This window comes from Brenneria rubrifaciens, assembly GCF_005484945.1.
Taxonomy (GTDB): Bacteria; Pseudomonadota; Gammaproteobacteria; order Enterobacterales; family Enterobacteriaceae; genus Brenneria; species Brenneria rubrifaciens.
Genome location: NZ_CP034035.1, coordinates 167740 through 189094 on the forward strand (window position 1 = coordinate 167740; position 21355 = coordinate 189094).

General features: G+C 50.1%; 17 protein-coding genes, 1 tRNA gene, 3 rRNA genes, 3 pseudogenes and 1 other annotated feature. Of the genes and pseudogenes, 12 read left to right on the forward strand and 12 right to left on the reverse strand.

What is annotated here, in order from left to right:
* Window positions 1-56 precede the first annotated feature (56 nt).
* The 6 genes from dprA to EH207_RS00845 are packed head-to-tail and all read left to right on the forward strand — an operon-like array spanning window position 57 to window position 3786.
* Window positions 57-1178 (forward strand): DNA-protecting protein DprA, encoded by a 1122-nt coding sequence (gene dprA, locus EH207_RS00820; protein ID WP_137712316.1) that lies wholly within the window; start codon window positions 57-59, stop codon window positions 1176-1178.
* Window positions 1150-1623 carry a DUF494 family protein Smg gene (gene smg, locus EH207_RS00825; RefSeq protein ID WP_137712317.1) on the forward strand — a complete coding sequence of 158 codons (474 nt, stop codon included), beginning with the start codon at window positions 1150-1152 and terminating at the stop codon, window positions 1621-1623. Before dprA ends, smg begins: the two co-directional genes overlap by 29 nt.
* A gap of 14 nt (window positions 1624-1637) precedes the next feature.
* Window positions 1638-2195 (forward strand): DNA topoisomerase family protein, encoded by a 558-nt coding sequence (locus EH207_RS00830; RefSeq protein ID WP_137712318.1) that lies wholly within the window; start codon window positions 1638-1640, stop codon window positions 2193-2195.
* On the forward strand, window positions 2188-2757 hold the full coding sequence (gene tsaC, locus EH207_RS00835) for an L-threonylcarbamoyladenylate synthase type 1 TsaC (protein ID WP_137712319.1): 570 nt from the start codon (window positions 2188-2190) through the stop codon (window positions 2755-2757). Before EH207_RS00830 ends, tsaC begins: the two co-directional genes overlap by 8 nt.
* Before the next feature lie 20 nt (window positions 2758-2777).
* Window positions 2778-3608, forward strand: coding sequence for a shikimate dehydrogenase (aroE, locus tag EH207_RS00840; protein WP_137712320.1), 831 nt, complete (start codon window positions 2778-2780; stop codon window positions 3606-3608).
* Window positions 3562-3786 (forward strand): DUF1488 family protein, encoded by a 225-nt coding sequence (locus tag EH207_RS00845; protein ID WP_246048918.1) that lies wholly within the window; start codon window positions 3562-3564, stop codon window positions 3784-3786. The genes aroE and EH207_RS00845 overlap by 47 nt, the downstream gene beginning before the upstream one ends.
* Window positions 3787-3855: 69 nt before the next feature.
* On the opposite strand, the gene EH207_RS00850 is transcribed toward EH207_RS00845, so the two are convergent.
* Window positions 3856-4407 (reverse strand): gamma carbonic anhydrase family protein, encoded by a 552-nt coding sequence (locus EH207_RS00850; protein ID WP_137712321.1) that lies wholly within the window; start codon window positions 4405-4407, stop codon window positions 3856-3858.
* A 486-nt stretch (window positions 4408-4893) separates the two neighbouring features.
* On the opposite strand from EH207_RS00850, the gene EH207_RS00855 reads away from it, so the two are divergent.
* From EH207_RS00855 to rrf, 4 genes are all read left to right on the forward strand, one after another.
* Window positions 4894-6435: ribosomal RNA gene (locus EH207_RS00855) — 16S ribosomal RNA — on the forward strand.
* Between the two features lie 84 nt (window positions 6436-6519).
* Window positions 6520-6595, forward strand: a tRNA-Glu gene (locus EH207_RS00860).
* A 245-nt stretch (window positions 6596-6840) separates the two neighbouring features.
* Window positions 6841-9746, forward strand: a 23S ribosomal RNA gene (locus EH207_RS00865).
* 111 nt (window positions 9747-9857) lie between these two features.
* A 5S ribosomal RNA gene (gene rrf / locus EH207_RS00870) occupies window positions 9858-9973 on the forward strand.
* The 16S, 23S and 5S rRNA genes sit together here with 1 tRNA gene alongside, the layout of an rRNA operon.
* A gap of 202 nt (window positions 9974-10175) precedes the next feature.
* On the opposite strand, the pseudogene EH207_RS18285 reads toward rrf, so the two are convergent.
* A pseudogene (locus EH207_RS18285) lies at window positions 10176-10376 on the reverse strand (transposase); the annotation flags it as partial.
* A 55-nt stretch (window positions 10377-10431) separates the two neighbouring features.
* Here EH207_RS18285 and EH207_RS00880 point away from each other — a divergent pair.
* Both EH207_RS00880 and EH207_RS00885 read left to right on the forward strand, forming a co-directional pair.
* A pseudogene (locus EH207_RS00880) lies at window positions 10432-11662 on the forward strand (IS3 family transposase).
* Window positions 10741-10857: a sequence feature (AL1L pseudoknot), on the forward strand. Its footprint overlaps the pseudogene before it by 117 nt.
* A gap of 43 nt (window positions 11663-11705) precedes the next feature.
* Window positions 11706-12092: pseudogene (locus tag EH207_RS00885) on the forward strand (ATP-binding protein); the annotation flags it as partial.
* Here EH207_RS00885 and EH207_RS18290 read toward each other — a convergent pair.
* From EH207_RS18290 to prmA, 10 genes are all read right to left on the reverse strand, one after another.
* A complete protein-coding gene (locus EH207_RS18290; protein ID WP_137712322.1) occupies window positions 12089-12277 on the reverse strand; it encodes a hypothetical protein in 189 nt (62 codons plus the stop codon). The pseudogene EH207_RS00885 and the gene EH207_RS18290 overlap by 4 nt on opposite strands.
* A 127-nt stretch (window positions 12278-12404) precedes the next feature.
* On the reverse strand, window positions 12405-13166 hold the full coding sequence (locus EH207_RS00895) for an amino acid ABC transporter ATP-binding protein (RefSeq protein ID WP_137712323.1): 762 nt from the start codon (window positions 13164-13166) through the stop codon (window positions 12405-12407).
* A gap of 8 nt (window positions 13167-13174) precedes the next feature.
* Window positions 13175-14269, reverse strand: a complete 1095-nt coding sequence (locus EH207_RS00900; RefSeq protein ID WP_137712324.1) for an amino acid ABC transporter permease — start codon at window positions 14267-14269, stop codon at window positions 13175-13177.
* Window positions 14270-14277: 8 nt separating this feature from the next.
* A complete protein-coding gene (locus tag EH207_RS00905) occupies window positions 14278-15456 on the reverse strand; it encodes an amino acid ABC transporter permease (protein ID WP_137712325.1) in 1179 nt (392 codons plus the stop codon).
* 65 nt (window positions 15457-15521) lie between these two features.
* Entirely contained in the window at window positions 15522-16547 is a 1026-nt protein-coding gene (locus EH207_RS00910) for an amino acid ABC transporter substrate-binding protein (protein WP_137712326.1), read from the reverse strand.
* Between the two features lie 352 nt (window positions 16548-16899).
* Complete coding sequence (locus tag EH207_RS00915) at window positions 16900-17565, reverse strand: amino acid ABC transporter permease (RefSeq protein ID WP_137712327.1); 666 nt, start codon at window positions 17563-17565, stop codon at window positions 16900-16902.
* Window positions 17566-17591: 26 nt separating this feature from the next.
* Window positions 17592-18362 (reverse strand): amino acid ABC transporter substrate-binding protein, encoded by a 771-nt coding sequence (locus EH207_RS00920; protein ID WP_137712328.1) that lies wholly within the window; start codon window positions 18360-18362, stop codon window positions 17592-17594.
* A 394-nt stretch (window positions 18363-18756) separates the two neighbouring features.
* On the reverse strand, window positions 18757-19053 hold the full coding sequence (fis, locus tag EH207_RS00925; protein ID WP_012883002.1) for a DNA-binding transcriptional regulator Fis: 297 nt from the start codon (window positions 19051-19053) through the stop codon (window positions 18757-18759).
* Window positions 19054-19076: 23 nt separating this feature from the next.
* A complete protein-coding gene (gene dusB, locus EH207_RS00930) occupies window positions 19077-20042 on the reverse strand; it encodes a tRNA dihydrouridine synthase DusB (RefSeq protein ID WP_137715219.1) in 966 nt (321 codons plus the stop codon).
* Window positions 20043-20472: 430 nt separating this feature from the next.
* A complete protein-coding gene (prmA, locus tag EH207_RS00935) occupies window positions 20473-21354 on the reverse strand; it encodes a 50S ribosomal protein L11 methyltransferase (RefSeq protein ID WP_137712329.1) in 882 nt (293 codons plus the stop codon).
* Window position 21355 lies beyond the last annotated feature (1 nt).

Sequence of the window (21355 nt, forward strand, 5' to 3'; positions counted from 1 at the left end):
CAGCATCTGCACTCAATTACGCGGTAACCTGAATTCGGAGAAATAAGGGGCGTTCAATGCTATCAACGGAAATTTGGCTGCGTTTAAGGGAAGTGAAGCAGTTGAACGCGAAACGCGCGATCGTCATCGCCAGGAAGCTCATTGACAGAGGGCGCACTGATGACAATACCTTGCGATCTCTGGGGATGGCGGAAATTCAGGTTGAACAATTTCAACTTGTGGATCGCCGCATACTGGAGGCCACGTTAAAGTGGTTAGCTCAGCCAGGCCACCACATCATCACTTGCTCTGATAACAGGTACCCGTTTTTACTGAGTAATATCCGCTCATCTCCTCTTTTACTGTTTGTCGATGGCGATCCAGATTTACTGAAATCACCACAAATAGCGATGGTGGGTAGCAGAAATAACACGCTGTATGGTGAGCAATGGGGGCAGTTTTTTGCTCAGGAACTGGCCGTCAACGATTTCACCATCACCAGTGGCTTGGCTATCGGGATTGATGGCATTGTGCATCGTGCGGCATTGGATGCGGGGGGGAAGACTATTGGCGTATTGGGATGCGGATTGGAAACTCATTATCCTCATCGCCACAAGATGCTTGCCTCACGTATCCTTGAAAATGGTGGTGCGCTGGTATCCGAATTTCCGCTGTCTGCCCCTCCCAGGCCAACCAACTTTCCCAGGAGAAACCGTATTATAAGCGGGTTGAGTCTGGGAACATTGGTCGTTGAAGCATCGATCCGGAGCGGCTCTTTGGTTACCGCACGCTATGCATTGGAGCAAGGTCGTGAAGTCTTTGCTTTGCCAGGAGCAATTGGCAATCCGATGACAGAGGGAACGCACTGGTTGATTCAACAGGGGGCATGCCTTGTTACTCATCCTAAAGATATTCTCGAACAGTTGAGAAGCGAACTTCACTGGATCTCCACCGAAAACGATCAAACTATTTCTGCTGTTGAAGCGGATGTTGAATTGCCATTTGCTGATGTGTTGGCTAACGTAGGAGATGAGGTTACACCTGTTGACGTTGTCGCTGAACGTGCCGGCCAACCTGTGCCAGAGGTAGTGAATCAACTATTGGAACTGGAGTTAGCAGGATGGATCGCATCAGTACCCGGCGGCTATGTCCGATTAAGGAGGGCAGGCCATGTTCGACGTACTCATGTACTTGTTTGAAACTTACATCCACAATGAAACAGAAATGCGTGTCGATCAGGATACGTTGACTGATGACCTCACACGTGCTGGATTTGACCGTAATGATATTTACAGCGCGTTGAATTGGTTGGAAAAACTGGCTGATATACAGGAAGGGCAGAACACGCCTCTTAATCTGGCGCATGACCCGCTAGCTATGCGAATCTATACGCAGGATGAAGAGCAACGGCTTGATGCTGACTGTCGTGGTTTTTTATTATTCCTTGAACAGATTCAGGTGCTGAGCCTTGAAACGCGCGAAATGGTGATTGAGCGGGTGATGGCGCTGGAAACGCTAGAGTTTGATCTTGAGGATCTGAAATGGGTCATTCTCATGGTGCTTTTCAATGTTCCCGGGTGTGAAAACGCTTATCAGCAGATGGAAGAGCTACTATTTGAGGTGAATGGCGATTATGTGCAATAAATATAAGAGAACGGATGGCTAAGACCGCACTGTTTGCCGAAAAGAAACAAAATATCTGTCCTGAGTGTGGGTCTGTGTTGGTTATCCGTTCCGGCCGACACGGACCTTTTCTCGGTTGCTCCCGCTATCCGCAGTGCGGATTTATTCGTCCGCTGAAAATTCAGGCAGATGGTCATATTGTCAAAGTATTGGATGGGCAGATTTGCCCGCAATGTCAGGCCACATTGGTATTGAGACAAGGACGTTATGGCATGTTCATCGGGTGTGACAATTATCCCGAATGCAATCATACCCAAGCAATAGATCGCCCAGATGAAACAACGATTGATTGTCCGCAATGTAAAAGAGGCACTTTGCTACAACGTAAATCCCGTTATGGGAAAGTATTTCATTCTTGCGATTGCTACCCTGATTGCCAGTTTACGCTAAACCATAAACCTGTTGCAGGCGAGTGTATCTATTGCCATTACCCGCTACTGCTTGAGAAGAAAACAGCGCAGGGCATCAGGTTTTTTTGTGCCAGCAAATTATGCGGAAAGCCGGCAAAGACTGAAATTGATAACGATGAGTGATGTTTCTGATGATGTTCTGGTTCCTTTATTAAGGGAATTGCAGAATGAAAGTGTGATCGCCTATCCCACTGAGGCCGTATTTGGCTTGGGGTGTGATCCTGATAGTGAAATTGCGGTCAAGCGTTTATTGGCACTAAAACAACGGCCTTGGCAGAAAGGATTGATCCTTATTGCCGCCAATTACCAGCAACTATCATCCTATGTAGACGACAGCGCGTTATCTGAAAAACGAAAATACGATATGTTCTCAAGTTGGCCAGGGCCGGTTACTTGGGTGATGCCGGCGAAGCCGACAACGCCGAAATGGCTTACCGGGCAATTCACGTCCCTCGCAGTCCGTGTCAGCGCACACCCATTGGTAAAGCAATTGTGTCTGAGCTATGGAAAACCGTTAGTTTCAACCAGTGCTAATTTGAGTGGATTGCCGCCTTGCCGTACTGAGGAGGAAGTTTGCCAACAATTCGGTAAAGATTTTCCTATTGTTCATGGGAAAGTCGGTGGCAGGACAAATCCTTCAGAGATAAGAGATGTTTTAACTGGTGAGCTGCTGCGTCAGGGTTAATCTAACGATTGGAGAAGAGGGTGTCTGAGATAAAGTCTTTTGCTGTTTTTGGTAATCCAATCGCACACAGTAAATCGCCACGTATACATGAGTTATTTGCTGCCCAGACGGGCATTGACCTTTCTTATCAGCGTGTGCTGGCACCGCAGGACACCTTTGAAGAGGTTCTTCGTCACTATTTTCTAGACGGAGCATGGGGCGCGAACATTACCGCGCCATTTAAAGAGCGGGCTTTTGTACAGGCAGATGAACTTAGTGAATATGCATCACTTGCTGGTGCGGTTAATACGTTAAAGAAGCTTAAAGATGGGCGCTTGTTTGGCGACAATACTGATGGCATTGGATTGTTAAGTGATTTGCAGCGGCTGAATTTCATCAATCCACAAGATCATGTTTTACTGATTGGGGCTGGTGGTGCCGCCCGTGGTGTTATACAGCCATTGCTGTCTTATGGTTGCTCGATCGTGCTGACGAACCGTACTTTCTCAAAAGCGGATGCATTGGCACAACTCTTCGGTTCGATTGGTGAGATTGAGGCGGTAACGTTTGATGCGTTGTTGCAAGGACAGTTATTCAATCTGGTGATCAATGCAACATCATCCGGCATGTACGGTAGTGTCCCCGATTTACCCTCGAAGCTGATTTCACCTGAAACACGTTGCTATGACATGTTTTACTTACCTAGAATTACGCCATTTTTAGCATGGTGTATCAACCAGGGGGCAGTCCATTACGCAGATGGTTTAGGTATGTTGGTTGGGCAAGCAGCACATGCTTTTAAACTTTGGCATGGCGTGATGCCAGATGTTAATCCTGTCATCCAGTTACTTAAACTGGAACTGTCGCCGTGAATCAGGCGATCCAATTTCCGGATTGATTGTTAGTACTCATTGGAACGGGGTGTTGCAGGCGATTCGTTTTCCGGTTTTGGGAAATGGATTTCAGCAGGAATGCCTAATCGGTATAGCACAGTTTCGGCGGCATTATTCTAACGTCAGCCCTGAGCTGTGCTTGGCGCTGTTCAGGTAAAATCGCTGGGATTTTGAAGACATATTTGAAAAAATGATTCGTGATAATGAATGAATATGACGTCCGGAACTATTTTTCCTTATCCTGAGCGAGATATTCATTTTTCCAGCGAACGTAGTTATTTGAGGAGTAGATGAGTCCTTCGATCTCCTCCTGAGCCAGCGGCCTGATTTTTTTCACAGGACTACCTAAGTATAAGTGACCGCTTTCTAAACGTTTTCCCGGTGAAATAAGACTACCGGCACCGATCATGACATCGTCTTCGATAATGGCGCCATCAAGAATAATCGATCCCATTCCGACCAATACACGGTTGCCGATTTTGCAACCGTGTAGCATTGCTTTATGTCCGACCGTGACATCTTCTCCGATGATAATTGGATTACCTTCAGGGTTTTTCTCTGAACAGTGGGTGATGTGCAAAACCGATCCGTCCTGAATATTGCTTCTTGCGCCTATGGTTATCTGATTCACGTCGGCGCGAATCACTACAAGCGGCCACACGCTTACGTCATCACTCAGTGTCACTTTACCAATAACGATGCTTGAACGATCAATCATGACGTTTTTGCTAACAATAGGAAACGAGTCTTTATAACGGCGAATTAATTTAGGTTCCATCAACAACCCCTTAGTCATGACATCGTAATTTTAGCGGGTGGCAAAATATCAACTGCTATACCGTATTTGTCCCCTGAAAATAGCTTTGATCGAATAAGATCTCAACGAAAGGGACGAAAAACACGCTAATATAGAAAAAAGATGGAGAAAATAGTTGTGTAACGAAATGGGAGCTCTATAATGCGCCTCCATCGATACGGCGCTGTGAGTTTAATCACAACGGGGTGGCGAGAGGAAAGAGTTATGCTCAAAATAAGCATTGACTCTGAGAGAGGAATGCGTAATATACGCCACCTCGCGTTAGCGGTTCAGGCCGCAATGCAACGCTCTTTAACAATTTAATCAGACAATCTGTGTGGGCACTCACAAGACCGTATCTCAAAGATATACCGAGTCTTGAAGAGTGACTGACAGTAAATTCATTACGAATAAACAGTTATTGATTCTTTGAGCAAAGCTATTCACTTAGCGAATCAAACCATTCTTAAATTGAAGAGTTTGATCATGGCTCAGATTGAACGCTGGCGGCAGGCCTAACACATGCAAGTCGAGCGGCAGCGGGAAGTAGCTTGCTACTTTGCCGGCGAGCGGCGGACGGGTGAGTAATGTCTGGGGATCTGCCTGATGGAGGGGGATAACCACTGGAAACGGTGGCTAATACCGCATGACGTCGCAAGACCAAAGTGGGGGACCTTCGGGCCTCACGCCATCGGATGAACCCAGATGGGATTAGCTAGTAGGCGGGGTAATGGCCCACCTAGGCGACGATCCCTAGCTGGTCTGAGAGGATGACCAGCCACACTGGAACTGAGACACGGTCCAGACTCCTACGGGAGGCAGCAGTGGGGAATATTGCACAATGGGGGAAACCCTGATGCAGCCATGCCGCGTGTGTGAAGAAGGCCTTCGGGTTGTAAAGCACTTTCAGCGGGGAGGAAGGGGAAAGGTTTAAGAGACTTTTTCATTGACGTTACCCGCAGAAGAAGCACCGGCTAACTCCGTGCCAGCAGCCGCGGTAATACGGAGGGTGCAAGCGTTAATCGGAATGACTGGGCGTAAAGCGCACGCAGGCGGTCTGTTAAGTTGGATGTGAAATCCCCGGGCTTAACCCGGGAACTGCATTCAAAACTGACAGGCTGGAGTCTCGTAGAGGGGGGTAGAATTCCAGGTGTAGCGGTGAAATGCGTAGAGATCTGGAGGAATACCGGTGGCGAAGGCGGCCCCCTGGACGAAGACTGACGCTCAGGTGCGAAAGCGTGGGGAGCAAACAGGATTAGATACCCTGGTAGTCCACGCCGTAAACGATGTCGACTTGGAGGCTGTGGTCCAGAACCGTGGCTTCCGGAGCTAACGCGTTAAGTCGACCGCCTGGGGAGTACGGCCGCAAGGTTAAAACTCAAATGAATTGACGGGGGCCCGCACAAGCGGTGGAGCATGTGGTTTAATTCGATGCAACGCGAAGAACCTTACCTACTCTTGACATCCAGAGAAGACTTCAGAGATGAGGTTGTGCCTTAGGGAGCTCTGAGACAGGTGCTGCATGGCTGTCGTCAGCTCGTGTTGTGAAATGTTGGGTTAAGTCCCGCAACGAGCGCAACCCTTATCCTTTGTTGCCAGCGATTCGGTCGGGAACTCAAAGGAGACTGCCGGTGATAAACCGGAGGAAGGTGGGGATGACGTCAAGTCATCATGGCCCTTACGAGTAGGGCTACACACGTGCTACAATGGCGCATACAAAGAGAAGCGAGCCTGCGAGGGTGAGCGGACCTCATAAAGTGCGTCGTAGTCCGGATTGGAGTCTGCAACTCGACTCCATGAAGTCGGAATCGCTAGTAATCGTAGATCAGAATGCTACGGTGAATACGTTCCCGGGCCTTGTACACACCGCCCGTCACACCATGGGAGTGGGTTGCAAAAGAAGTAGGTAGCTTAACCTTCGGGGGGGCGCTTACCACTTTGTGATTCATGACTGGGGTGAAGTCGTAACAAGGTAACCGTAGGGGAACCTGCGGTTGGATCACCTCCTTACCAGCAGAGCGGATTGAGTGAAGTGCTCACACAGATTGTCTGATGAAAATAACGAGCAAAAGCGTCAACAAAGTACGGTGTCGTGTCCCCTTCGTCTAGAGGCCCAGGACACCGCCCTTTCACGGCGGTAACAGGGGTTCGAATCCCCTAGGGGACGCCAGCGCATCCGACCATTCCGGTGAAAGCGGGGGTCTTCAGTAAGTGTTCATGCTTATCTTTTATCTTAAAACTGACTAGCGATAGTCAGGGTTTGCGATATTGCTCTTTAACAATCTGGAACAAGCTGAAAATTGAAACGATGCGGCGGCATGAGTCTTTAGCGATAAAAAGGCGGTCGCATCAGAGTCTCTCAATAATCACGGCGCGAAGAGGCTTTGAAGAATCAAAGACACCTTCGGGTTGTGAGGTTAAGCGACTAAGCGTACACGGTGGATGCCTAGGCAGTCAGAGGCGATGAAGGGCGTGCTAATCTGCGATAAGCGTCGGCAAGGCGATATGAGCCGTAATACCCGACGATACCCGAATGGGGAAACCCGGTGCACTAGTGCATCATCGTTTGATGAATCCATAGTCAAACGAGGCGAACCGGGGGAACTGAAACATCTCAGTACCCCGAGGAAAAGAAATCAACCGAGATTCCCCCAGTAGCGGCGAGCGAACGGGGAGAAGCCCAGAACCTGAATCAGTTTGTGCCTTAGTGGAAGCGTCTGGAAAGTCGCGCAACAAAGGGTGACAGCCCCGTACACGAAAAGGCACAGACGGTGAGTTCGATGAGTAGGGCGGGACACGAGACATCCTGTCTGAAGATGGGGGGACCATCCTCCAAGGCTAAATACTCCTGACTGACCGATAGTGAACCAGTACCGTGAGGGAAAGGCGAAAAGAACCCCGGCGAGGGGAGTGAAACAGAACCTGAAACCGTGTACGTACAAGCAGTGGGAGCCTCTCTTAATGGGGGGTGACTGCGTACCTTTTGTATAATGGGTCAGCGACTTATATTCTGTAGCAAGGTTAACCGAATAGGGGAGCCGCAGGGAAACCGAGTCTTAACTGGGCGTTAAGTTGCAGGGTATAGACCCGAAACCCGGTGATCTAGCCATGGGCAGGTTGAAGGTTGGGTAACACTAACTGGAGGACCGAACCGACTAATGTTGAAAAATTAGCGGATGACTTGTGGCTGGGGGTGAAAGGCCAATCAAACCGGGAGATAGCTGGTTCTCCCCGAAAGCTATTTAGGTAGCGCCTCGTGAATTCATCTTCGGGGGTAGAGCACTGTTTCGGCTAGGGGGTCATCCCGACTTACCAACCCGATGCAAACTGCGAATACCGAAGAATGTTATCACGGGAGACACACGGCGGGTGCTAACGTCCGTCGTGAAGAGGGAAACAACCCAGACCGCCAGCTAAGGTCCCAAAGTCATGGTTAAGTGGGAAACGATGTGGGAAGGCCCAGACAGCCAGGATGTTGGCTTAGAAGCAGCCATCATTTAAAGAAAGCGTAATAGCTCACTGGTCGAGTCGGCCTGCGCGGAAGATGTAACGGGGCTAAACCATGCACCGAAGCTGCGGCAGCAATAGCGATATTGTTGGGTAGGGGAGCGTTCTGTAAGCCTGCGAAGGTGGCCTGCGAGGGCTGCTGGAGGTATCAGAAGTGCGAATGCTGACATAAGTAACGATAAAGCGGGTGAAAAACCCGCTCGCCGGAAGACCAAGGGTTCCTGTCCAACGTTAATCGGGGCAGGGTGAGTCGACCCCTAAGGCGAGGCTGAAAAGCGTAGTCGATGGGAAACAGGTTAATATTCCTGTACTGGGTGTTACTGCGAAGGGGGGACGGAGAAAGCTAGGTTGGCCGGGCGACGGTAGTCCCGGTTTAAGCGTGAAGGTGGATGACCCTGGAAAATCCGGGTCGTCATTAACACTGAGGCGTGACGACGAGCCACCAAGGTGGCGAAGTAACCGATGCTACGCTTCCAGGAAAAGCCTCTAAGCACCAGGTAACACGCAATCGTACCCCAAACCGACACAGGTGGTCAGGTAGAGAATACTCAGGCGCTTGAGAGAACTCGGGTGAAGGAACTAGGCAAAATGGTGCCGTAACTTCGGGAGAAGGCACGCTGGATTTGGTGAAGTCCCTCGCGGACGGAGCTGAGACCAGTCGCAGATACCAGCTGGCTGCAACTGTTTAATAAAAACACAGCACTGTGCAAACACGAAAGTGGACGTATACGGTGTGACGCCTGCCCGGTGCCGGAAGGTTAATTGATGGGGTCAGCCGCAAGGCGAAGCTCTTGATCGAAGCCCCGGTAAACGGCGGCCGTAACTATAACGGTCCTAAGGTAGCGAAATTCCTTGTCGGGTAAGTTCCGACCTGCACGAATGGCGTAATGATGGCCAGGCTGTCTCCACCCGAGACTCAGTGAAATTGAACTCGCTGTGAAGATGCAGTGTACCCGCGGCAAGACGGAAAGACCCCGTGAACCTTTACTATAGCTTGACACTGAACCTTGAGCCTTGATGTGTAGGATAGGTGGGAGGCTGCGAAATGCGGACGCCAGTCTGCGTGGAGCCGACCTTGAAATACCACCCTTTAATGTTTGATGTTCTAACGTGGGCCCCTGAGCGGGGTCGCGGACAGTGTCTGGTGGGTAGTTTGACTGGGGCGGTCTCCTCCCAAAGCGTAACGGAGGAGCACGAAGGTCAGCTAATCCTGGTCGGACATCAGGAGGTTAGTGCAAAGGCATAAGCTGGCTTGACTGCGAGAGTGACGGCTCGAGCAGGTGCGAAAGCAGGTCTTAGTGATCCGGTGGTTCTGAATGGAAGGGCCATCGCTCAACGGATAAAAGGTACTCCGGGGATAACAGGCTGATACCGCCCAAGAGTTCATATCGACGGCGGTGTTTGGCACCTCGATGTCGGCTCATCACATCCTGGGGCTGAAGTAGGTCCCAAGGGTATGGCTGTTCGCCATTTAAAGTGGTACGCGAGCTGGGTTTAGAACGTCGTGAGACAGTTCGGTCCCTATCTGCCGTGGGCGTTGGAAGACTGAGAGGGGTTGCTCCTAGTACGAGAGGACCGGAGTGAACGCACCGCTGGTGTACGGGTTGTGATGCCAATTGCATTGCCCGGTAGCTAAGTGCGGAAGAGATAACCGCTGAAAGCATCTAAGCGGGAAACTTGCCTCGAGATGAGTCTTCCCTGGGACTTTAGGTCCCCATAAGGGCCGTTGAAGACGACGACGTGGATAGGCTGGATGTGTAAGCGTAGCGATACGTTGAGCTGACCAGTACTAATGACCCGAGAGGCTTAACCTTACAACGCCGAAGGTGTTTTGAGAGAGAAGAGATAGTCAGCTTGTTCCGTGATAGGTTCTGGTGGTTGTGCGAGAGGAAAGGCGCATGACGGTCGGGACGGAAAAGAATTTGCCTGGCGGCGATAGCGCGGTGGTCCCACCTGACCCCATGCCGAACTCAGCAGTGAAACGCCGTAGCGCCGATGGTAGTGTGGGGTCTCCCCATGTGAGAGTAGGGAACTGCCAGGCATCAAATAAAACAGAAGGCCTCATGCGAAAGCATGGGGCTTTTTGCGTTGAGGCCGGTTATGAGAAGAGCTTTTTGCGTGATAGGGATGAACAAATAAAAGCCCGCTCTTTGGCAGGCTCAGACTGATGACGAACCCCATGTTTTCACGTGGGGTTCTGTTTTACGAACGACGGTTGGTCGCGAACGCGATATTTTTTGTCTTTATCCTACTACTGCGTTCAGCGTCACTCTTCGGCGCTCATTACGCTTTACTGCGTTGTAGTCAGCCAGTAAAAGCAGATAACACAGCGCCAGCAGCGCCATCTTCTTCATATTCTGCGCTGTGGCAGCAAGCAGGCATTGCATCTGCACTTTCATCAGACCACGGAACCGCGCATAACGATGACCATGATGTTGTTTTGAGCTGAACCGTACCGAGTTTCCTGGAGACTAAACTCTCAGTGGAAGGCGATCCTAAATGAAATCAAAATCAACAAACCGTTATCCGCCAGAGCTACGTGAACGTGCCGTCAGGATGATTCTTGAACACCGCGCTGAATATGACTCCGAGCCGGATGCCATTCGCGCCATCTCATCAAAAATTGGCTTGTCATTACGATACCTTGCGGGCCTGGCTGCGACAGCACAGAACTGATACCCATGGCGATGTTTCCCCCAGAAATTTTGATGATGGGAGACTGACTGTTGATGAACGCTGGCGTTTAAAAGAACTGGAGCGTGAAAATCGGGAACTCCGCCGAAGCAATGACATATTGCGTCAGGCCTCTGCTTATTTTGCGCAGGCGGAGATCGACCGCCACTGGAAAAAATAATGCCACTTATGGAACGTCTGAGTGGTACGCACGGGGTCGGGCCGGTATGTCGCGAGCTGGATATTGCCACGTCGACATATTACTGGCATCAGCAACGCCGGCAGCACCCCGAAAAATGTCGCCAACGAGAAAAGCGTGATGCTCAGATCAGCCTGGAGATAAAACGCGTTTATGAAGAAAATTACCGTGTTTACGGGGCACGAAAAGTTGCTCCGCGAGGGCTTCAGCGTTGCACGATGTACTGTGGAGCGTCTGATGAAAATGATGGGTCTGCGGGGTGTACTCCGTGGCAAGGTCATCAGGACTACGATCAGCCGCAAAACAGCGGCGGCAGCAGAGCGGGTAAACCGTCAGTTCGTGGCAGAGTGCCCCAATCAACTTTGGTGTGCAGATTTTACGTACGTCAGCACCTGGCAGGGCTTCGCCTATGTGGCCTTTATCATCGATGTGTTCGCCGGCGCGATCGTTGGCTGGCGAGTCTCATCGTCGATGGAAACGACGTTCGTGCTGGACGCTCTGGAACAGGCACTGTGGGCTCGTCGTCCAGTGGGTACTATCCATCACAGCGATAAGGGCTCGCAGTACGTCTCGCTGGCATACACGCAGCGGCTTCAGGATGCAGAGTTGTTGGCATCAACGGGCAGTACAGGCGACGCCTACGATAATGCTGTGGCCGAGAGTATCAACGGCCTTTATAAAGCTGAAGTCATACACCGTAAAAGCTGGAAAAATCAGGCAGAAGTGGAGTTGGCAACGCTGGCGTGGGTGGACTGGTACAACAATCGACGGTTGCTCGAACGCATCGGTCACATACCACCAGTGAAAGCCGAGAAAGCATATTATGCTTCCAGAAAATGTAACAATCTGGCAGCCTGAGCTTCCTGCTTTAACCCTCTCCAAGAAAACCGGGGTGGTTCAGATCGCCACACTCATGAAGGCAAAGCAGGAAAACCGGCTGGAAAAGCAGCTACAACAGTTTGGTTACGCCTGTGTACTGATACTGGATGAGATAGGCTATCTGCCGATGACCCGCGAGGAGGCCAGTCTGTTCTTCCGGTTGCTGAACCGTAGGTATGAGAAAGCGAGCATCGTGCTGACGTCAAATAATGGGTTCGCCGACTGGGGAGAGATGTTCGGCGATAACGTGCTGGCAACGGCGATCCTGGATCGGCTGCTACACCACTCAACCACACTGGACATCAAAGGAGAAAGCTATCGGTCAAAGGAAAAACGCAAAGCCGGAGTGCTGGCAAAAAACGCCACGCCAATCAGTGATGATGAAATGGCGGAAAGCGGACAACATTAATGACCAATAGCGGACATTAAAAATGGCGAAAAACGGCCAACAATCTTGGCGTTGACAACGGTATCGCGGATAAATTCAACGTCGATGGCGGCATCAATTTTGCGCACCAGATGGTCTTCAGGCACCAGTTCTTCGAGGGTAACCATTTCAAATTGGTATTGCTGTGGGGCAGGCTCTTTGAGCATGGCGGTCAGTCCGTTTTTTGCACTGACCTCATTAGATCAAAGTCCTGACCGGCAGGCCAGGACTTTGTCATCAGTGTGAAAAGCCTGCTCTTTGGCCGGCTTTTACGAATGTCTTACCTGGATTCAATTAGTGAAGAATTTGTGCCAAGAATGTTTGGGTACGTTCAGAACGTGGGCTGGAGAAAAAGATGTCCGGTGGCGCCTGTTCAACGATCTCTCCTTGATCCATGAAAATCACCCGATCGGCAACAGTTTTTGCAAAGCCCATCTCATGCGTCACACACAACATGGTCATTCCGTCCTGAGCAAGCCCAAGCATAGTATCCAGGACTTCTTTTACCATTTCAGGGTCAAGTGCTGAAGTTGGTTCATCGAACAACATGATTTTGGGTTTCATACACAGTGAGCGAGCAATCGCGACACGTTGTTGCTGTCCCCCGGATAACTGGCCTGGGAACTTGTGCGCGTGTGCCGCGATACGTACACGCTCCAGATAATGCATTGCCAGTTCTTCCGCCTCTTTTTTCGGTGTGTGGCGCACCCAGCAAGGGGCCAGCGTGCAGTTCTGCAATACGGTCAAATGCGGGAACAGGTTGAAGTGCTGGAAAACCATGCCCACTTCCGTTCTGATTTTCTCGATGTTTCGTAGATCGCCATTTAATTCCACACCATCAACAAGAATACGCCCTTGCTGATGCTCTTCAAGGTGGTTGATACAACGTATGGTCGTGGACTTTCCTGAGCCTGATGGACCGCATAGTACAATCCTTTCACCCTGCTTGACTTGCAGATTAATATCTTTCAATACGTGAAATTGTCCATACCACTTATTTACATTATCCAGTGTGATCATGTGATCGGCTGATTGTGTTATAGAATTTTGATTCATGGATGGCCTCAGTGCGACTTATGTCCGGTGTTAAAACGGTTTTCCAGATGTTGGCTGTAGCGCGACATGCTGAAACAAAAGATCCAATAGATCATTGCGGCAAAAACATAGCCTTCTGTCGACATACCAAGCCAGGTTGGATCGACAGTTGCCTGTTGAATACTGCTAAAGAGATCGAATAAACCAATGATGATCACCAGGCTGGTATCTTTAAACAGCGCAATTATGGTGTTCACCAATCCAGGAATCACCATTTTCAGCGCCTGTGGCAGAATGACCAGCCCTTGCATGCGCCAATAACCTAATCCCAGTGACTCTGCTGCTTCATATTGGCCTTTCGGTAATGCCTGTAAGCCGCCCCGGACGACTTCGGCGACATAGGCAGACTGGAAAAGTATGACTCCCGCCAGCGCTCTCAGCAGCTTGTCAATATTGGTTCCCTCCGTTAAAAATAACGGCAGCATGACAGAGGACATGAAAAGTACGGTAATCAACGGAACACCGCGCCAGAACTCGATGAATACAATAGAGAGCATACGAACGACAGGCAGTGTGGAACGGCGTCCCAGCGCCAGCAGAATACCCAGTGGCAGCGCGCCAGAGATGCCAACCGCAGCAATGATCAATGTTAGCGTCAATCCGCCCCATTGACGGGTTTCCACACGAGGAAGGCCGCCAAATCCACCGTAAAGCAACCACCAGGCGATCAACGGATAAGCAACGGCCCAGATTGCAATGTAGCGTCCACGATGTGGAATACTGCGCAAAAACATTGGCAGGATGCTGAGTAGGCCAATGACCAGCGCAAAATTAATGCGCCAGATTTCTTCTGCCGGATAAAGGCCATACATGAAATGGCTGATTCTGGCATGGATAAAGACCCAGCATGCGCCGTCTCGTGTACAGTCATCACGGCTTGTACCGATCCAGTTTGCCTGAAATATTGCCCAATTTAATAACGGAGGAATGGCAATCCACAGTAGCCACAGGCAAAACAGTGTGAGCAGGCTATTGGTAATGCTGGAAAAAAGATTTCGTCGAGCCCAATGGATCGCTCTGAAAAGAGGAGCCTGACGGGTCTGAATAGGTTGAATCATCGTCATAAGCCCTCTTAACGCTCAATGAGCGCAATCTTGCGGTTATATAAGTTCATCAACAGGGATATCAGTAGGCTGATGATGAGGTAGACCGACATCGTAATGGCGATGGTTTCGATTGCCTGACCGGTTTGGTTTAGCACCGAACCGGCGAACAGAGAAACCATATCTGGGTAACCGATAGCGGCTGCCAACGAGGAGTTTTTGACGATGTTGAGATACTGGCTGGTCAACGGAGGAATAATGACCCGCAATGCCTGAGGCAGAATAACTTTGCGCAGGGTTATCGGGTTTGGCAGACCCAGAGAGCGTGCAGCCTCATGCTGACCATGAGAAACGGACTGAATTCCTGAGCGAATGATTTCAGCAATGAACGATGAGGTATAAACCGAAAGAGCCAGAGTCAAGGCTGCTAGTTCAGGAATTAATACCATTCCGCTTCGGAAGTTGAACCCTTTTAATTCAGGCACACTCCAATGTATCGCCTGGCCGAAAACCAGGTGGCTTAGGACGAGCAATACGGCCAATAAGCCCAAAGCCACGGGCCAGGTTTTCCGTTGCTGACCCGTTAGTGCGTGGTAGCGTTTATTAGCACGAGAGACAATAATCGCGATAATCAGCGTAATAACAATGGAAAGGCTGAATGCTATTGCTCCCGGTCCCGCTTCTGGAGCAGGCAGATAAAAGCCGCGGTTGCTGAGAAAAGCGAGATCGAAGGCATTAATGGATTGCCGTGGTCCGGGTAAGTTGCGCAGTACGGCAAAGTACCAGAAAAAGATCTGCAATAGTGGCGGAATATTACGGAAGATTTCGATGTAGACGGTGGAGATTTTTCGCAGCAGCCAGTTATCAGACAAGCGTGCCAGTGCAATGATGAAACCAAGGAAAGAAGCGAAAAAAATGCACAAGGCTGACACCAACAGCGTATTGAATAATCCGACAAGAAAAACACGCGCGTAGGTATCGCCCTGTTGATAATCAATCAGATGTTGGACGATCCCAAATCCCGCCGTGTTATTTAAAAAGGCGAATCCAGATGTGATTCCCCTCTGGGCTAGATTAGTCACGGTGTTGTGTAACAGGTAACCAGCGGTAGCTAATACAGCGATAACAACGATGATTTGATAAAGCCAGGCGCGCACCGCTGGATTCGTCAGTGATAAATCACTTTTCACGGTTGGGCGTTGTAGCATGTTGAAGCCTCAATAACGGGGATACAGAAGGTGCAGCCTTTGGCTGCACCCGGTTCCACAGGTGATTAGCGTACGGCTGGTGCGTACTGGATACCGCCTTTATTCCACAATTCGTTCAGACCGCGCTTGATTTTCAGCTCGCTGCCCATACCGACGTTACGTTCAAAGATTTCACCGTAGTTGCCGACTTGTTTGATGATTTTGAAAGCCCAATCTTTAGGTAATTTGAGGTCTTTACCATAGTTGCCTTCATGGCCGAGCAGGTGAGACATATCCGGCGTAATTGGTTTTGCCGCCAGTTGCTCGACGTTCTGGGACGTTACGCCCATTTCTTCGGCGTTCAACATCGCAAACAGCGTCCAGCGAACGATAGAGAACCACTCTTCATCACCGCGGCGGACAATCGGGCCCAGCGGTTCTTTAGAGATCACTTCTGGTAAAACAACGAATTCGCTCGGCTTACTCAGTTTGATACGCAGTGCGTAGAGTTGGGATTGGTCGGAAGCCAGCGTATCGCAGCGACCGGATTCCAGTGCTTTGGCGCTTTCGTCAGAACGGTCGAATGTCACTGGGGTGTACTGCATTTTATTAGTTTTGAAATAGTCAGCGACATTCAGTTCAGTATCTGTACCGGCCTGAATACAAACGGTTGCGCCATCCAGCTCTTTTGCGCTGGTTAACCCGGCTTTATTGTGAGTCAGAAAACCGATGCCATCGTAGTAGGTAACGCCGGTAAAGAGCATACCCATGCCGCTATCGCGAGAAGAGGTCCAGGTTGTATTGCGGGACAAAATATCAACTTCCCCGGATTGAAGGGCGGTAAAACGTTCTTTGGCGGTCAGAGGGGTAAATTTTACTTTGTTCGCATCGCCAAATACGGCGGCAGCCACGCCGCGGCATACATCAACATCAATACCTGAGTATTTGCCACTGGCGTCTGCGTAAGAGAAGCCGGGTAAACCGTCGCTAATACCACACTGTACAAACCCTTTTTTCTGAATCGCATCCAAAGTTGCGCCAGCATGAGCCTGGTTGATCGCGGCGAACAATGAAGCGCCGGCAACCAGAGTAGACATAATCATTCTCTTCATAATCATCCTAGTGGCTAAAGTTATATGCTGTTGTGACGCGGGGCACAATTTATGGTGCACCATTCCTGTCAGTCGGCTTACCGCCGTGGCAAGAGCTAGCAAACAAGATGCCAACTATTTATCTATATGATAATAAATATAAATATTGGGAATAAGCTCTCTTGATCGGCAGTGCCCGAGAAGTATTGATGCACCAAAATAAAGGCAAGATACTCGTGTTGCTTTATTTTGGTGCAAAAAAGTGACAGTGATGATTGGTAAACCTTTGATGCGCGGCAGTGTTGAGTAAAGCAATCGCTAAAGGTGATGTAATACCTTTTAGCGCCGCTCGTTCCAGTTGGGAAACAGGGAATTAACGTTCAATATGGCGTTGATAATACTTTTCGAGTCTCACTTGCAACTGGCTTAGTACGGTACTGAACATCAGGTAGATCAAGGCGGCCTCAATATAGAGAATCAGCGGCTCATAAGTGACGGAAACAATCCGCTGTGCGGATAGGAACATTTCTGGGACGGTGATGACGGCTGCAAGAGATGTGTCTTTAATCAACGAGATAAACGTGTTGGATAAAGGAGGCAGCGATACAAAAACGGATTGCGGAAAGATGACCCAGCGGATTGCCTGTGTACCGTTCATGCCAAGTGAGTAAGCGGCGTTCCATTGGCCTTTGGGAACCGACAGGATGGCTCCCCGCACGATTTCAGAACTGTAGGCGCCGACGCTGATGGTAAAGCCAATTAATGCGGCGGGAAATGCATCGAGTGTGATACCGGCGCTGGGAAGCCCGTAAAAGATGAGGAAAAGCTGCACTAACAGCGGTGTTCCGCGGATCACCCAAACGTAGAAATCTCCCAGCCACTTCAGCGGATTCGGGCCATAAAGACGTATCAGCGCAACCATCACGCCAACAGCCAAGCCGAATATAAAGGAAAGAATGGCAAGGGGGACAGTGAATTTAAGTCCAGCAGACAGCAGACTCCAAAAGGAGTCTGCCATAAGTTGTAGCCAGGGCGGCATAAAAAATGGCTCCGATAGCAGGGCGGTTATTGGGAAACATCCTCACCGAAGTATCGCACAGATATCGTTTTATAGGTGCCATCCGCGTTGATTTCATCCAGCGCTTTATTTAACGCATCGACTAGTTGAGGCTGATTTTTGCGGACCAAAATAGCAGAGGGCTCGCCGGTAGGGGAGGTGGCGATGATTTTAACATTGGCGTCCGGCTTGTGTTTTTTGAAGTCGAGAAAGGACAGATTATCATTTAACGTGGCTTCGGCGCGGCCGCTGAGGACCAGATCCAGTGACTGGTTAAAGCCGTCTGTCGGGACAATATCCGCTCCGTGGCTGGTGGCAAGCCTTGCGTAATTACTGGTTAGACTTTGAGCGGATTTTTTCCCTTTCAGATCGCTGAAATCCTTGATGGTAGTATTGTCGCCTCGGGTAATCAGTACGGCTTTTGACTCAATATAGGGTTTAGAGAAATCATACTTGGCCTGGCGCTCTTTGGTCACGCCGACCTGATTAATGACCACATCATAACGTTTGGCATCAATGCCGGCGATCAGCCCATCCCAACGGCCTTCGACAAACTCCGCTTTGACGCCCAACTTTTCGGCAACGGCCCGGCCGACATCCACATCAAAACCAACCAGTTCACCTGACTTGTCATGGTAGGTATAAGGTGCGTAGGTACCCTCTGTTCCAATTTTGATGACACCGGCAGCTTTGATCGCGCTGAGGTCATCTTGCGCCTGCGCAAATACACTGGTAGCGAGCAACGCGCCAGTCAGTAAAGCAAAACTGATGTTCTTCATTATGAAAACCTCATCATAAAGTGTTACGCCATTATTAGCGTTAAACGAAGCGAATCTACGTTATGTCCTGTGTTTTTACTAATCATAATAAAGCAATGGGTTATATCAACAACGCATATAGTGTCCGCATGCTGTTGCGGCCATTGTTGCTCGAGGATTCACCAATAAAGCACCGTGCTAATGAGGTCCGAACCAGTCGTGCCGTTAGCTGAGGTGACTTCATGGAGTACCGCGGTTTGCGTCATACGGCGCTATGGATTGAGGTGGATATTACCTGACGACGTAGACGGATGAGAGAAGTTATTTGGCCGATAAAGGGTTGGAGAATGGTCATTAAAAAGCGCTGACAATGTTGCATCAGCGCCCTTAAGGAACGATCGGTGATGAACGAAAATCAGTTCATGCCGTATTTTTTCAGTTTCTTACGCAAGGTGCCACGGTTGATACCCATCATCAGGGCAGCACGGGTTTGGTTGCCGCGGGTGTATTGCATCACCATGTCCAACAGCGGCTGTTCAACTTCAGCCAATACCAACTCATAGAGATCATTAACGTCCTGACCATTCAGTTGGGCAAAATAGTTCTTCAGTGCCTGTTTAACCGAGTCGCGCAGGGGTTTTTGGGTTACCTGAGCCTGAGAGTTTACGGTGGAAACGGTCAGTACGTCAGAATTCACGCGTTGTTCGAACATAGTTCTGTCAGCTCTTTTTCTGTTTACGCAAGATTTTCAAAATATGCCTTCAACGCCTCCAGCTGCTCGCCGGCATCCTCAATGGCGTTGAATGTGCGCCTAAACTGGTCGTTTGGGGCATGCTCCCGGAGATACCAGGATACGTGCTTACGAGCGATACGAAATCCTTTGCCTGGACCATAAAAGTCGTGCAATTCCCGTATATGCTCGATCAACAAGCGCTTAACCTCCGCCAACGGCATTGGTGCAAGCAACTCCCCTGTGTCCAGATAATGCTGGATTTCCCGAAAGATCCAGGGTCTTCCCTGAGCGGCTCGTCCTATCATTAGGGCGTCTGCCCCGGTGTAATCAAGAACCGCTCTGGCTTTATGCGGGGAAGTCACGTCGCCATTCGCAATAATGGGAATGGAAACGGCCTGCTTAACTGTCCGAATCGTGTCGTATTCCGCCGAACCATTGAACAGACACGCACGTGTGCGTCCGTGAATGGTCAGAGCTTGAATACCACAATCTTCAGCCAATTTGGCAATATCTACACAGTTACGGTGCTCTGGCGCCCAACCAGTACGGATCTTCAGTGTTACCGGTACGTCTACCGCTTTCACTACCGCCGAGAGGATCTGTTTTACCAGATCCGGGTACTGCAATAATGCAGATCCCGCCATCTTGCGGTTCACCTTCTTGGCCGGACAGCCCATATTGATGTCGATGATCTGCGCGCCGAAATCCGTATTGATTCTGGCCGCCGCCGCCATCTCGTCCGGGTCACAACCGGCAATCTGCACGGCTCTGATTCCGGGTTCATCACTATGTACCCTACGCAAACGTGACTTGTCTGAACGCCAGACTTCCGGATTGGAAGAGAGCATTTCGGACACGGTCATTCCAGCGCCCATCGCATGACAGAGTGCTCTGAACGGGCGATCGCTAATGCCGGCCATCGGGGCGGCTATCAGGCGATTGGTAAGCTGAAGTTGTCCAATGCGCATAGACAAAGAGTGACCATACTGTGTCTGTAAGGGCGCGTATATTACGCATTTTTTAAGCCAGATGAAAGGCCAAACTTTGACCAATCAGCCGCTATCGATCATGGAAAATGCAGTTCGAGAGAGGGAAAGGATATATTATCTATATTTAACAATAAGTTGAGTGCTTGTGATTATTTTGTGCTCTAAATTATATTCCTTTGGTAACAGAATTTTATCTGTATGCAACGCTATTATTAGCCGAAATTTTCAATTTGACGGTGGGTTTGACAGAGTAATGCTTTGATGGTTCGGAGAAAAATCGGTGATGCTACCTGATTTATCGGCAGTGACGGCGAACCGTTCCGGCAACAGGATATGGCGGGGGTGAAGGCGAGAGAGCGAGGCAGAATCCACTGTATTGCCGGTTACAGTGGATTGGCGTTCTGAACGGTTACTTGCGCTGGCCCGTGATACGGCACCATTCTTCTTTTTCCGCGACGGGATCGAGGTTGAATTTCTCTTCGTAGGCTTCCGCAACGTTGCCGGCCTGCGTCGCCAATATGCCCGACAGACCGAGATAACCGCCGAATTTAGGCAGATCGCTGATAAGCGGCGCCAGTTCACGCAGCGGGCCGGCCAGAATATTGGCAACCACGACGTCGGCCGACAGGTCGACAGGCTGCTCATTCGGCAGGTAGAGTTCAAGACGGTCGGAGACGCCATTTCTTTGCGCGTTATCGCGGCTTGCTTGAATAGCCTGGGGGTCGATATCAATGCCGATAGCGCGAGAGGCGCCCAATTTCAGCGCGGCGATGGCCAGAATGCCGGAACCACAGCCGAAATCAATAATGGTTTTGCCCTGGAGATTCAGCCCATCCAGCCATTGCAGGCAGAGTGCGGTGGTTGGGTGAGTGCCGGTGCCGAACGCCAGCCCCGGATCGAGCATAACATTGACGGCGGTCGGATCGGGTATGTCCCGCCAGCTTGGGCATATCCATAGACGCTCGCCAAAACGCATCGGGTGGAAGTTGTCCATCCATTCGCGTTCCCAGTCTTTATCTTCCAACTGTTCAATTTTGTATTTAAAACCGGTTCCCAGCAGCGGTTCCTGCTCCAGCATAGCGATAACCTCGTCCATCTCGGTTTCTGCGTCATATAAGCCGATGATATCCGTATCACCCCACAAACGGGTTTCGCCCGGCAGCGGTTCAAACACCGGCGTATCATGCCTATCCTGAAACGTAACGGACACGGCGCCGCTTTCCACCAGCGTGTCACCCAGTTGTTCGGCATGGTTACCGGACGTATTGATTTTCAGTTGAATCCACGGCATA